The organism is Acinetobacter nosocomialis NIPH 2119 (genome assembly GCF_000368085.1).
In the GTDB taxonomy this organism is placed as follows: Bacteria; Pseudomonadota; Gammaproteobacteria; order Pseudomonadales; family Moraxellaceae; genus Acinetobacter; species Acinetobacter nosocomialis.
Window position 1 is genome coordinate 2,659,040 of the sequence record NZ_KB849239.1, and the last position, 12,869, is coordinate 2,671,908.

The 12,869-nt window shown below is 39.3% G+C and carries 9 protein-coding genes and 2 tRNA genes; 6 read left to right on the plus strand and 5 right to left on the minus strand.

Features of this window, described 5'->3' with window-relative positions; genetic code table 11:
* Positions 1-589 precede the first annotated feature (589 nt).
* Together hcaR and F984_RS16280 are read left to right on the plus strand one after the other, a co-directional pair.
* Positions 590-1,489, plus strand: coding sequence for a DNA-binding transcriptional regulator HcaR (hcaR, locus tag F984_RS16275; RefSeq protein WP_002053339.1), 900 nt, complete (start codon positions 590-592; stop codon positions 1,487-1,489).
* 258 nt (positions 1,490-1,747) lie between these two features.
* Complete coding sequence (locus F984_RS16280) at positions 1,748-2,425, plus strand: DUF1345 domain-containing protein (RefSeq protein ID WP_004710735.1); 678 nt, start codon at positions 1,748-1,750, stop codon at positions 2,423-2,425.
* 57 nt (positions 2,426-2,482) lie between these two features.
* Here the strand turns inward: F984_RS16280 and F984_RS16285 are convergent, their stop codons facing one another.
* From F984_RS16285 to F984_RS16300, 4 genes are all read right to left on the minus strand, one after another.
* On the minus strand, positions 2,483-3,088 hold the full coding sequence (locus F984_RS16285) for a glutathione S-transferase family protein (RefSeq protein WP_004710736.1): 606 nt from the start codon (positions 3,086-3,088) through the stop codon (positions 2,483-2,485).
* A 48-nt stretch (positions 3,089-3,136) separates the two neighbouring features.
* Positions 3,137-3,829, minus strand: a complete 693-nt coding sequence (locus F984_RS16290) for a helix-turn-helix transcriptional regulator (protein ID WP_004710738.1) — start codon at positions 3,827-3,829, stop codon at positions 3,137-3,139.
* 70 nt (positions 3,830-3,899) lie between these two features.
* The gene (locus F984_RS16295; protein ID WP_004710739.1) at positions 3,900-4,574 is read right to left on the minus strand and encodes an HAD-IA family hydrolase; all 675 of its coding nucleotides are present in this window, start codon (positions 4,572-4,574) and stop codon (positions 3,900-3,902) included.
* Positions 4,571-5,503, minus strand: a complete 933-nt coding sequence (locus F984_RS16300) for an RluA family pseudouridine synthase (RefSeq protein WP_004710741.1) — start codon at positions 5,501-5,503, stop codon at positions 4,571-4,573. Before F984_RS16300 ends, F984_RS16295 begins: the two co-directional genes overlap by 4 nt.
* A 722-nt stretch (positions 5,504-6,225) precedes the next feature.
* On the opposite strand from F984_RS16300, the gene F984_RS16305 reads away from it, so the two are divergent.
* The 4 genes from F984_RS16305 to F984_RS16320 all read left to right on the plus strand — a co-directional run bounded on the left by F984_RS16305 (position 6,226) and on the right by F984_RS16320 (position 11,882).
* Positions 6,226-9,555 (plus strand): Rne/Rng family ribonuclease, encoded by a 3,330-nt coding sequence (locus F984_RS16305; protein ID WP_004710743.1) that lies wholly within the window; start codon positions 6,226-6,228, stop codon positions 9,553-9,555.
* Positions 9,556-9,746: 191 nt separating this feature from the next.
* The gene (locus F984_RS16310; protein WP_004710745.1) at positions 9,747-11,588 is read left to right on the plus strand and encodes a long-chain-acyl-CoA synthetase; all 1,842 of its coding nucleotides are present in this window, start codon (positions 9,747-9,749) and stop codon (positions 11,586-11,588) included.
* Between the two features lie 120 nt (positions 11,589-11,708).
* Positions 11,709-11,784, plus strand: a tRNA-Lys gene (locus tag F984_RS16315).
* Between the two features lie 22 nt (positions 11,785-11,806).
* Positions 11,807-11,882 (plus strand) — tRNA-Lys (locus F984_RS16320).
* Positions 11,883-11,947: 65 nt separating this feature from the next.
* Here the strand turns inward: F984_RS16320 and F984_RS16325 are convergent.
* Positions 11,948-12,844 carry a LysR family transcriptional regulator gene (locus tag F984_RS16325; protein ID WP_002053490.1) on the minus strand — a complete coding sequence of 299 codons (897 nt, stop codon included), beginning with the start codon at positions 12,842-12,844 and terminating at the stop codon, positions 11,948-11,950.
* Positions 12,845-12,869: the final 25 nt, after the last annotated feature.

The following is a 12,869-nucleotide window of genomic DNA, read 5'->3' on the forward strand; positions in this document are numbered from 1 at the left end:
ATTTTTATCGCCGCCGACATACACCAATCTAAAGTGCCACAAAAAAATGTTTAGATGTGTTGAGTTTGTGATTCGTTACTTACAGTTCTTATTAAAAGCTACTGTATAACATAACAATAATATATAATAAGTAATCTATAGCTAAAGGATGAACTACTTTTATCTTGGTTATTCAATAAATCTTTTAAATTGCTTAATTTTATCAACTTTTATCGATGCTTGATAAACTAAAAAAATAGAGCAATATAAGTGTGATATATTTACTATAAAAATACTTTCCAAAATTTTTCGCTAAAAAAATCAACACCTAAATCTCTACATTAATAATAGATTTTTTCATAATATGAGAAAACTTTAAGTGATTTTTAAAAAAGAAATTAAAATTTCCTATGAAAATTTAAAAAAAACAGTTAATAATCGGCAATTAATATATTTTATAAATTAATAATTAAGAAAAATTTCATATTAATTTAATAATGATTTATAAATTTTCATTTATTTTATAAATATCTAAAGCATCTTCACGCTATATAGTTTTATGCTTTATACTTTACTTAAATCATAGTAAGACATTTTTTGGATTAGTCTTATGGAATTACGCCATCTTCGATATTTCATCACTGTTGCTGAAGAATTAAATTTTAGTAAGGCCGCTCTAAAACTCTATACTGCTCAACCCTCCCTTAGCCAACAAATTAAAGATTTAGAAGAAGATGTCGGTGTACGACTTTTAAACCGCACAAAACGTAAAGTCGAGTTAACTGAAGAAGGTGAAGTATTTTTAGAACATGCCCGTTTAACACTTGCTCAAGCAGATAAAGCTGTAGCGATGGCACGTCAAGTCTCAAAGGCCAAACAACAATTATTACGTATTGGTTTTGTCCCCATTGCAGAAATGAAAATTTTCCCGTACGTACTTCCAAATCTACGATTACAACATCCTGACCTGACCATTGAACTATCAAGCTTAAATAATACAGAACAACTCAAAGCATTAAAAAGAGGTGAACTCGACATCACCTTCACTCGTGATAATACCGAAACCGATGAAATCCAAAGCCAATTTGTTTTAACAGAACCATTAATTTTTTTATTACCTAGAAACCATCCTTTGGCTAAATATGAACGCATTCCTGTAAAAGCTTTACACGGTATAGATTTTATTATTCCTGCCGCCGAACAATCGAATACGCTGCACAATACTATTTTAGAATTTACTAAAACTCATGGTATTGATCTGAATATCGTACAAAAGGCCGATAGTATTTTACTCAATATTAATTCTATTGGGTCAGGTCTAGGTTGTACGATTTTACCAGCCTATGTTGCACCTCTAGGTGTATCAAATACAGTAGTTCGCCCTTTGGATGTGGATTTACCTTCTTTAGATTTATTTGTCAGTTATCGTAAAAATACAGAATCTGTAGGTGTTAAAAGATTTATTGACCAGCTCAATAAAGTGTTTCATCTTGATAAGAATCTCGATTAAATACGACAAATTAAAGTTAACTTTATTTGGCAATAATAAATTAGTTAGAAAATCTAAATTAAAGTATAAAATAAATGAGCTTAAGATTTATTTTATACTTTTGATCCATTATTTAAATTGCGATAATTTTTTATATTTTAGCTTATCAAAAATATTATTTAAAAAGACAATCAAAAGTATAAACAATATATAAAACTTAATGTTAAATTAACCAAATAGTAAAAAAATAGTTTTTACGGCATAAGGAGAGTCGAGTAAATGTTGGGACTATTAAAGCATTTGGGGCGTAGCGTAAAAAACCGACCTCACTTCTTTATTGCTTTATTCGTTGGCGTTATTGCCGGAATTCTATTGACTTGGTTTACCTCATGGAAATGGTCTACTATTTTATTAGTAAGCTGGAACGGTTCGATTGGCTTATATTTATTGAATGTTTTCAAACTTATGAAAAATGCTGATCACTCTCAAATGCAGCAGCAAGCTAAAAAACAAGATGAAAGCAAATGGGTCATTATGCTGATTGTTTTACTTGCAATTTCTATGTGTCTAGTTGCTATATTAGTACAGCTGTCTCAGCTTCCTTCTGACCATTATGCAAAATTAGGACATGTTGCTTTAGCTTTACTTACCATTGTTTCAGCATGGCTTTTTATGCACACCGTTTTCGCCTTGCACTATGCACATGACTTTTACATGGCTTTATCCAGAAATGAAGAAAGTGGTGGATTAGATTTTCCAGGGACCAAAAATCCAACATATCCTGATTTCTTATATTTTAGTTATATTATTGGTACTTCAGCACAAACAGCAGATGTATCGGTTACCACTAGGCATATGCGTTTGCTAAACTTATTTCATTTCGTTCTGGCATTTGGCTTTAACACGACTATTTTAGCAATTTGTATTAACGTCGCTGCGGGTTTTATTAGCAATTAAAGCTTTTGATTAAAAAACAAAAAGCCACCTTAAAAGGTGGCTCGAAGTAGCATAGGTTTACAATAATCCGCCCATACTGCTTTGTTTTAACCCTTCACGTTGTTTAATCGTTTCAACATAACGTGTAATGGCAGGATGTGATTCAATCGTGTTCATTTTCAATTGCCATAACAACATCGCGCCCACGCTGACATCTGCTGCCGTAAACTGTTCACCACATAAGTATGGATTAGCCTCACTCAGCCCTTGAATCAAAGCTTGGTAAGCATCGTTGTAATCACCATAACTCACAAACATTTTTTGCTCAGGAGATACTTTTATTCCTAGAGCTTTATCAACGCCAGCAGCTTCCCAAGGACCAGCCATCATAAATAACCAACGATAGTACAAACCACGCTTTGGATCATTCAAGGCTGGTGCCAAGCCTTTGTCACTAAACTTGTCCGCAAGATATGCGCAAATTGCCCCTAACTCATAAATAATAACATCGCCATCTACCAATACAGGTACTTTTCCAAAAGGATTAATTTTTAAATATTCTGGTGACTTCATCTCGGTTCGGTATGCAACTTCAATACGTTCACATTCAACACCAAGCTCGACTAAAAGCCAGTCGATCACTACACCACGCGATTCTTTGTTAGTATAAAGTTTAAGGCTCATTTTTATGGCTCCTTGTTTATCGTGGTTCTAGTCTACAAATATCTTTTGTCAGTTTTTGTCAGTAGTCTGCGATTCTTGTGCCCACCACTGCTGGAAGAGTTGCTGCTTAAATGATGGATATACTTCTTGGGTTAAACTTAAGTGTTGAATACGATCCATTCTAAAATGTCGAAAGTCCTGTCTTAATTCACACCATGCGGCCAACACAATTTTGTCATTAAAGTATCCCAAGGCAAAAGGCCACAAGGTTCGAACACTACTTCGTTGTTGTTCATCATGATAATGCATTGTAATTTTGACTTGCTGCCGAATGGCTAAACGTACTTGTTCAACCTGATTTTTATCTACAGGCAGCCATGTGTTAAACGCTCTTAAGGTTGTTTGCTGTAATAAATATTGGCGATGTTCAGGCAGAACAGAATTTAATTTAGCTAAGATTGATGTAGAAGCCGATTGTAAAGATTGATCGGGTACACTCTTCAACCAATACAACGCCAGAAAAATAGCTTCAACTTCATTTTCATTGAGCGTCATTGGTGGCAATACTATGTCTTCTTTAAGCTGAAATCCTAAACCCGCTGATGCATCGATTCTCACACCTTGGGCACGTAGACTATCAATATCGCGGTAAATACTACGAACACTAATTCCCATACGCTCAGCCAAGACTTGTGCAGTCACTGGATAACGGGATTCACGAAGTTGCTGTAAAAGATTTAATAAACGAATAGAACGGCTCATTTTTCTCGTCTTATTGTTATTGGACATACAATAAGAGGGAATAAATTCCCCCTTCTTATATCATTCTAAATTATGCTACATCTGCATTAGATAACTTTGCATACTCTCTTAAAAAGTTGTGCAGCTCAGGTACATCTTTAGCAATCGTTAAAGGCTGGAACTGTTGTAGAACTTCGATTGAATGCACACCATAGCCAACACCAATACGTGGCATACCTAAACGCTGTGCCATCTCAAGATCATAGCTACTATCACCAATCATTATGGCACGCTCGACGCTTACCCCTGTTACATTCAAAATTTCCTGCAACATGAGTGGATCTGGTTTTGAACGGGTTTCATTGGCTGCTCGAGTAACATCAAACAGATGAGTACTTTGTGTTTTTGCAATCACACGGTCTAACCCACGGCGGTTTTTACCTGTTGCTACCGCAAGTTTTAAACCTTGAGCTTTTAAGTCATGAAGTAACTCAGAAATACCTTCGAACCATGCATCATTTGTCGAGTTGGCAATATAGTGATCGCCATATGCTTTTAAAATCGATTCATGTAGCTCTGGTGTTTCCGGAAATAAAGTTTGCATCACTTCCGGTAAACCTAAACCGATAATACTTTTTGCGGCTTCATCCGTTAGCGTTAACTCATGCTGCTCGGCCGCATGCTGTAAACTTGCCACAATCTGACCAACAGAATTATATAAAGTACCATCCCAGTCAAAAATCACTAATTCGGTTTTCAGACTCATTTTGCTACTCTCAAAGCCTCTAATAACTGGGTCATGTCTTCTGGTAACGGTGCTTCAATCGTTGGATAACCCGGAATATCTAAACGCATGGCATGCAAACACAAACGGCGTGCTTCAGGCCCCGCATAAGCAGTGTTGTGACCATATTTATCGTCACCCAGCAAAGGATGTCCAATACTTAAACCATGTACACGAATTTGATGGGTACGACCCGATAAAGGCGAAGCATGAACCAGTGTGGCATTTTTAAAGCGCTCTGCAACCACCCATTCAGTTTTACTTGGCTTACCTTCTTTAGATACACGTACGCGACGCTCGCCATTTGCTAGCTCATAGCGAAATAGAGGAGCATCAATGAGTTGTTTATCAAGACTTACCTGACCTTTTACAATAGCGGCATAGGTCTTACGAATTTTGTGTTCACGCAACATATCTTGTAGCAGTTTTAAGGTGCTACGCTTTTTACTAATCATGACCAGACCAGACGTGTCACGGTCAATACGATGAATCAGTTCTAAATATTTTTTACCTGTTGCCGCGCGTAGTGCCTCAATCAAACCATACGCCACGCCACTACCGCCATGTACGGCAATACCTGAAGGTTTATTTACAACTAATAGGCCTTCATCTTCGTAAACCACACGGCTTAATAAACCTTGAGCTACACTGTCGCTTACAGGAACAGTAGTTTCATCTTTTTGTTCATAGCGAATAGGCGCAACGCGAATCTGGTCCCCAATTGCAAGTTTGGTCTCGGCTTTAATACGTTTTTTATTTACGCGAACCTGACCTTCACGAATCAAACGATAAATTCGACTCTTTGGTACACCCTTCAAACGTGAAAACAGGAAATTATCGATTCGTTGTCCTGCTTGATGCTCATCCACCTCAAACCAAGTGACACTTTGCCATTGCTGTGTAGAATTCATACTAATATTTAAACCTGAAATTTTACGAAATTTGATTAATAAATGACCGATTAGCTTAGTTTTTTCACAAGAAATCTAAGCTTAGCCCATAGGCAGATGCTGCAAGGTTTGATATAGTCAGCGCACGGATACCACCGTAAGTGAACATCTAAAGGGAAATTTCCCTGATTGAAACCTCAATCAAAATGATGCTTTCATCACCAGCTCGGACAGGTCCTAAAGAATTATGCCGACGCCGAAGGCTTATTATATCGGCAAAATGACAAACTGTTGCGTTTAATTCAGTTTGTTCAAAAAAATATGTTACCAACTCTAGTTGGTTATGGAACGTAAACTGATACACATCAGACAAATCGATCCTTAATGTTGCCTTCAGGCTAAAGCGTTGATGCATTGGAACTGCCGAAAGCACCGATACGATGAGCATTCCGTATCAAACTTCCAATAAAGAAGTCACTTCGCGCCCAATGACAGTGAAAGTCATTAACCAATGCACCGCTCACCCGCCAGTGAAGCAAAAGGGAATTCCGATTTAAAGGTTGAAGCAGTATTGCCTACATCACAGACGAGAATCGAAGCTAAGGCTAAATGTAGCCGGTAACAGATGACTCAGACCACAAGTATTTTGAGATCTGGGAAATGATCCGTCATGTTCGATGTTCGTTCAGAACCTTTAAGTTTGTTTGGTTTGTTTGTGTGAGTCACTATTAGGTGTCACACCCATGAAACGTATGTTGATTAATGCAACTCATGCCGAAGAAGTTCGCGTTGCACTTATCACTGGTAATCGTCTTTACGATTTTGATTTAGAGAATCGTACCCGAGAACAGAAAAAATCCAATATCTATAAAGGCCATGTCACCCGCGTAGAACCTTCATTAGAAGCTGTTTTTGTTGAATACGGCGCAGGTCGTCAAGGCTTCTTATCTATGCGTGAAATTGCGAACAGCTATTTTCAGGCAGACCCACGTCAAACTTCAAACATTCGTGAACTTATTACTGAAGGCACAGAGCTTTTAGTTCAGGTTGAAAAAGAAGAACGTGGTAATAAAGGTGCAGCCCTTTCTACTTTTATTTCTCTTGCAGGCCGTTATTTGGTTCTTATGCCAAACAACCCGAAAGGTGGTGGTATTAGCCGTCAAATTTCAGGTTCAGTGCGTGAAGAGTTAAAAGAAATTTTAGCGTCTTTAAATGTACCTCGTGGTATGAGCGTTATTGTACGTACCGCTGGTATTGGCCGTACTCAAGAAGAATTACAACTCGACTTACAACACTTGCTTGACCTTTGGGCACAAATTCAAAGTACAGCAAGCTCAGGCCCTTCTCCGATGCTTGTTCATCAGGAAGCTGGCGTTGTAACACGTGCGATTCGTGATTACTTACGTGATGACGTTGCTGAAATCTTAATTGATAGTGAACAGGCTTATAACGAAGCATATAACTTTGTTAAAGCAGTTATGCCACGTCAATTAGACAAATTAAAAACTTATACTTTAAACGAGCCATTGTTCGCTCATTTTGGTATTGAAAGCCAAATTCAAACTGCTTACGAACGTGAAGTAAAACTTCCTTCTGGCGGTTCAATCGTAATTGACCAGACTGAAGCTTTAGTTTCAATCGACATTAACTCTGCGAAATCAACTCGCGGACATGATGTTGAAGAAACTGCACTGAATACAAACCTTGAAGCAGCAGAAGAAATTGCTCGTCAACTTCGTCTTCGTGACATTGGCGGTTTAGTTGTCATCGACTTCATCGATATGACTAAAGAACGCAATCAACGTATGGTTGAAGCAAAACTTCGTGAAGCAACCCAAAGCGATCGTGCCCGTATTCAGTTCGGTCAGTTGTCTCGTTTTGGCTTAATGGAAATGAGCCGTCAACGCTTACGTCCATCGCTTGAAGAAGCAACAGGTTATGTATGCCCTCGCTGTCATGGTACAGGCATGGTTCGTGACTTACGTTCACTTTCTCTTTCAATCATGCGTAAAGTTGAAGAGATTGCTCTTCGTGAACGTCATGGTGAAGTTCAGGTTGAAGTTCCAGTTGAAATTGCAGCCTTCTTGCTTAATGAAAAACGCCATAGTTTGGTGTATTTAGAGCAAACTTCTGGTGTACGTGTAACTGTATTACCTCACCCGCATTTAGAAACTCCACATTACGAAATTGCTTATAACCCAGATGGTTTTGCTCCATCTAGCTATGAACGTACTGAAGCAACTCGCTCTAGTGAGAAAGAGTTAGGTTATGAGTCTTCTGAATGGCATTTAGAAGAAGCAGATCATGCTCATGTAACAGCTCCTGCTTCAAAAAATGGTTCTGCTCAGAAAAAGACAAGCCATGCAACTCAACCTGTAGCACAACAGCCTGCAGCTCAAAAAGCAGCAAGTCCTTGTGCATGGTTAGAAAACTTATTTGTTCAAAAACAAGCGCAAACTGTTGATCAATCTCGTTCAGCACAAAACGCTGCTGCTGCGATTGAGCAAATGGTAAATACGGGTGCTGTTAGCCGTGGTCAGTTCGGTCAAGTAGCCGTACCGGCTGTTGCAGAAGTTGCGCCAGTTCAAACAAATAACGCTTATATTTCACAGTCACCTGTGAAACAAGAAGTTCGTGAACATGTTGAAAAAGATGATAAATCTCAGCAACAACGTCAGAACAACAAAAAGCGTAAACATAAAGAGCAACGTGAGCAGCATCACCAATCTCATGAACAGCAACATCAAGTGCATGAAGAAGTGGTTCAGTTGTCACGCCAAGAGCAACGTGAGTTAAAACGTCAGCAAAAACGTCAACAACAGCAAGATCAGCAACATCAAAATAATGATGTACAACAAACTGAAAATGTTGTTCCACGTCGTGATCGCAATAATCAACAGCGTCCGAACCGTCCAAATCGCCACCGCGATCCAAGCGTATTAAATGAAAATCAAAATACGCCGGCACCAGTTGTTGTTGATGAAAAACAAGTTAAAGTTGATGTGATTGATGCACCTAAGCATGATGTCATGAACACTGCTTTAATTATTAATGTTGATCAAGGTCAAAGCGAGATTGTGGCGCTTACACCTGAACGCCAAGTTGAGCGTGTTGAGCCTACTCCTGCTGAAGTTGCTCCAGAGTCAACACCAGCTCCTGTTGCAGAAGAGAAAGCAGTTGTTGCTGAAGCAAAAAATGAAGCTCAGCCAACTGAACAAGCTGCTCAGCCACAAATCCAACGTGCTAGCAATGACCCACGTATGCGTCGTCGTCAGCAACGTGAGGCTAAACAAGCCAAAGCTGCTGCGCCATCTATTGCGCCATCGCAAATACCAACTTTGGCACAACACACGATTGGTAGCTTAATTCGTCATATATATGGCGAAGACTGTACCGTATTGATTGAACAATTTGGTTTAGTACCAACGTTTAATCGTGCATTGCAAAAGTTTGCAGAACAGTATGCAAGTACTTTAGTGGTTGAAGTAACTTCTGAAACAGAAGAGAAAAAGCCTGTAACTCGTGATGCAGAACTTCCAAGCCATAAACCGGCTGAAGAAGCAGAACCAGCACCAGTACTTCCACTTACTCCATCGCAAGCACCGACTCCACGTGTTGCAAATGACCCGCGTGAACGTCGCCGTTTAGCAAAATTAGCTGCGGAGCAAGCATTTGAGCAAGTGAAACAACAACATTCTGCTCAAGAAGAAGTTGTAACTCCTACTCCTGTAGCAGAAGAAACTGTTGCTACTGCACCAGCTGAAACACAAGCTACTGCTGAACCAGAACAGCAACCGCTTGAACTTAATCAGTCAACTGAAGTTGCACAGCCTGAAGCTGCCCCTGTAGAAGAAAAAACTACAGAAAAAGTAGCTGAAGCTCCTGTAGCAAAAGAACCTGCGCCATCAAAAGCAGCAAGCAAAGCGAAAGCAGTTCCTGAAGAAACAGCGGCTCCGACTGAAGCGGCAGCTGATGCTGAAACAGAAGACTCTAAAGCCGACAAGGATAAACCAAGTCGTCCTCGCCGTCCTCGTGGCCGTCCGCCAAAAAAAGCTAATCCTGTAGCTGAGTAAGCCATTTGCTCAATTGCAGCTAATTTAAACAAACCTAGTCATTTCGATGACTAGGTTTTTTTTGTTATTTTTAACCAATTAGGTTGATTGCACTAGAAGAAAAGTTTTAAAAGCATGGTGAACCATGAAAACTATTGGACTTTTTGCCCCACAACCTTTTTTGGATTGATCGAAAAATAAATAGGATTGATATGAGCCAGACAACACAGACCGATATCATTACGCTTGGTGATGTTGCCACAAGACTTCCTAGCTTCATTCCCAAAGTACCCCATATCCTAAATGGTCTTAGACAGGCTTATTTAAGAACATCACATACTCCAACAGGTTTGGGTATTGCTTTTGAAAAAGCTGTTAAGCGAAATCCTAAAGGCGCGGCATTATTATTTGAAGATCAAAGTTATTCTTATGAAGCTTTAAATGAATGGGCAAACCAGATTTCCCATTACTACCTTTCGCTGGGAGCGCATAAGGGTGACGTCATTGCTGTAATGATTGAAAACCGCTCTGAGCTAATCGCAACAATTATTGGTTTAGCCAAGATTGGAGTCACGATTGCGCTTGTGAATACATCACAAGTCGGTAAGGTTCTTGCTCATAGCATCAATCTGGTAAAGCCAATTGCTGTTATTGCGGGTGAAGAAGTTCGTGCTGCTATTGACGAAATTCGTCAGGATTTAAATGTTCCTAAAGATCGTTTCCACTGGTTCGCAGATCAGGCAACCCGTCAAAATTCGGGTACAGCACCTCAAGGTTATATCAATCTAGCTGACCAAATTGATCAATTTCCAAAATTTAACCCATCCACTACCCATTCTGTGACTGGTAATGATGGCCTGTTTTATATTTACACCTCTGGTACAACAGGTTTACCAAAGGCAGTTATTTTCAAACACAGTCGCTGGACATTAGCGTATGGTACTTATGGCCATATCTTAAACTTAGGACCAGATGACGTCATGTATGTAACCTTACCACTTTACCATGCAACAGGTGTGGTGGTTTGCTGGTGTGGTGTAATTGCTGGAAGTGCAACCCTTGCAATTCGTCGTAAATATTCGACTAGCGCTTTCTGGAAAGACGTTCAAAAATTTAATGCATCTGCTATTGGTTATGTCGGTGAACTTTGTCGCTACTTAATGGATGCTCCTGTTACGGAACTTGACCGTAACCATCGTGTCACAAAAATGATCGGTAACGGCATGCGCCCAAATATCTGGGACAAGTTCAAACAACGTTTCGGTGTTAAAGAAGTGCTTGAGCTTTATGCATCGAGCGAAGGTAACGTTGGATTTAGCAACATTTTCAACTTTGACAACACAGTTGGCTTCTCTCCTACACCATATGCCATTGTTCAGTTCGATAAAGAAAAAAATGAACCAATCCGCGATAAAAACGGCTGGTGCCAAAAAGTAAAAGCAGGTGAAGTTGGCCTACTCATTGGGAAAATTACTAGCCGTTCTCCATTTGATGGTTACACCGACCCTGAAAAGAACAAATCAGTGATCTGGAAAGATGTTTTCAAAAAAGGTGACTCTTATTTCAACACTGGTGATTTAGTTCGAGATATCGGTTTCCGTCATGCTCAGTTTGTGGACCGCCTAGGCGACACTTTCCGCTGGAAAGGTGAAAACGTATCGACCACTGAAGTGGAAAACATGGTGTGTGAATACGAAAAAATTGCTGAAGCTGTTGTGTATGGTGTAGAAATTCCAAATACCAACGGCCGTGCTGGTATGGCAGCAATTACGCTGGCAGATGGTGAAGAGTTAAATGATGCAGATTTAACCGAAATGGTCACTGTGTTTAAGAAGTGTTTGCCTGCTTATGCTGTACCGGTATTTTTACGTGTACAAAAAAAGGTCGAAACAACAGGCACATTTAAATATCAGAAGAATAAACTGAAAGAAGATGCGTTTAATCCGAGCAAAACTTCTGAACGTTTACTCGCTTTATTGCCTGGCGCAAGCAGTTATTGTGACATCACAACTGAAATTTTTGACAACATTCAGGCATATAAATACCGTTTTTAGTTCATTTTTTAGCTAAACAAGAGGAAATCGTGCTTTTTATAGGCAATCATGCAAATGTTTTTAAATTTCCTCTTGTGTTAGTTGAATAACTTGCTAAAATACGCGACATCAAAACGATACGGGTCGTTAGCTCAGTTGGTAGAGCAGCGGACTTTTAATCCGTTGGTCCCGCGTTCGAGTCGCGGACGACCCACCACTTATCTGTTTTGAACCTATTTGGGTCGTTAGCTCAGTTGGTAGAGCAGCGGACTTTTAATCCGTTGGTCCCGCGTTCGAGTCGCGGACGACCCACCAAATTCTAAAAAGCCTCTCACAATTTGAGAGGCTTTTTTTATTGTTATCTTATTTTCTTTTTATGACTAAAAGATGACGATACATTTTCGATTTAAAACCTCTCCCACCCAATTCATAAAAACTTCTAATCGTTTCGGAATATAAGTCCTGTTGGGATACAAAATATTAAGTGGAAGTGACGGTGCACTATAAGCACTCAGGACCTCAACCAAGATTCCCTGCTCAATTTTATCTTGAACATCATAGTAAGGAACTTGAATAATTCCTAAACCTGCACAGGCCGCAGCACTATAAGCTTCGGTATTATTTACACTTAAAGCACTATCCATCATGACGCTTCCTCCTTGATATACAAACTCACCCTGCTTTTCACCTACGGCTCCCGCATAGTTAATGAGTTTGTGCTGAGATAGATCTTCTAATTGTTCAGGCATACCGTACTGTTCTAAATAGCCTCTACTTGCACAATTCACCATGACCAAATGGCCAATAAATCTTGCAATTAAACTACTGCTATCTAGCTCACCTACCCGAACAACACAGTCAATTCCTTTTTCAATTAAGTCAGTCATGTCATCAGAACTATTAAGCTGCAAATGTATATCTGGATAGCGATGATAAAAATCTGACAGTTCAGGAATAATTACTTGATGCACAATCCGACTGGGCATCGAAATTTTTAATGTGCCTCGGTAATGCTGTTTTTGGGTCTGAATGAGTTGTTCTAATTGTTCATAGTCCAATAAAAGATTTTGGCATTCTGGCAATATTCGCTGTCCATCTTGCGTAAGACTGACTTTACGTGTAGTTCGATGAAATAAGCGTACGCCATAGTGAGTCTCAAGCTGTTGAATAGCACTCGTTACTGTTGAGCGCGGTAAATCGAGTCGATGTGCAACCTCACTAAAGCTTTGTCGTTTAGCGACTTCTGTAAAAATAAAAAATTGCTGTAAACGATCCATTTAATTGTTCGTATTTTCTGAATAG

Bases quoted from the DNA above. Each gene is read 5' to 3' on its own strand.
- hcaR (WP_002053339.1), top strand. From the start codon at position 590: ATGGAATTACGCCATCTTCGATATTTCATCACTGTTGCTGAAGAATTA.
- F984_RS16280 (WP_004710735.1), top strand. From the start codon at position 1,748: ATGTTGGGACTATTAAAGCATTTGGGGCGTAGCGTAAAAAACCGACCT.
- F984_RS16285 (WP_004710736.1), bottom strand. From the start codon at position 3,088: ATGAGCCTTAAACTTTATACTAACAAAGAATCGCGTGGTGTAGTGATC.
- F984_RS16290 (WP_004710738.1), bottom strand. From the start codon at position 3,829: ATGAGCCGTTCTATTCGTTTATTAAATCTTTTACAGCAACTTCGTGAA.
- F984_RS16295 (WP_004710739.1), bottom strand. From the start codon at position 4,574: ATGAGTCTGAAAACCGAATTAGTGATTTTTGACTGGGATGGTACTTTA.
- F984_RS16300 (WP_004710741.1), bottom strand. From the start codon at position 5,503: ATGAATTCTACACAGCAATGGCAAAGTGTCACTTGGTTTGAGGTGGAT.
- F984_RS16305 (WP_004710743.1), top strand. From the start codon at position 6,226: ATGAAACGTATGTTGATTAATGCAACTCATGCCGAAGAAGTTCGCGTT.
- F984_RS16310 (WP_004710745.1), top strand. From the start codon at position 9,747: ATGAGCCAGACAACACAGACCGATATCATTACGCTTGGTGATGTTGCC.
- F984_RS16325 (WP_002053490.1), bottom strand. From the start codon at position 12,844: ATGGATCGTTTACAGCAATTTTTTATTTTTACAGAAGTCGCTAAACGA.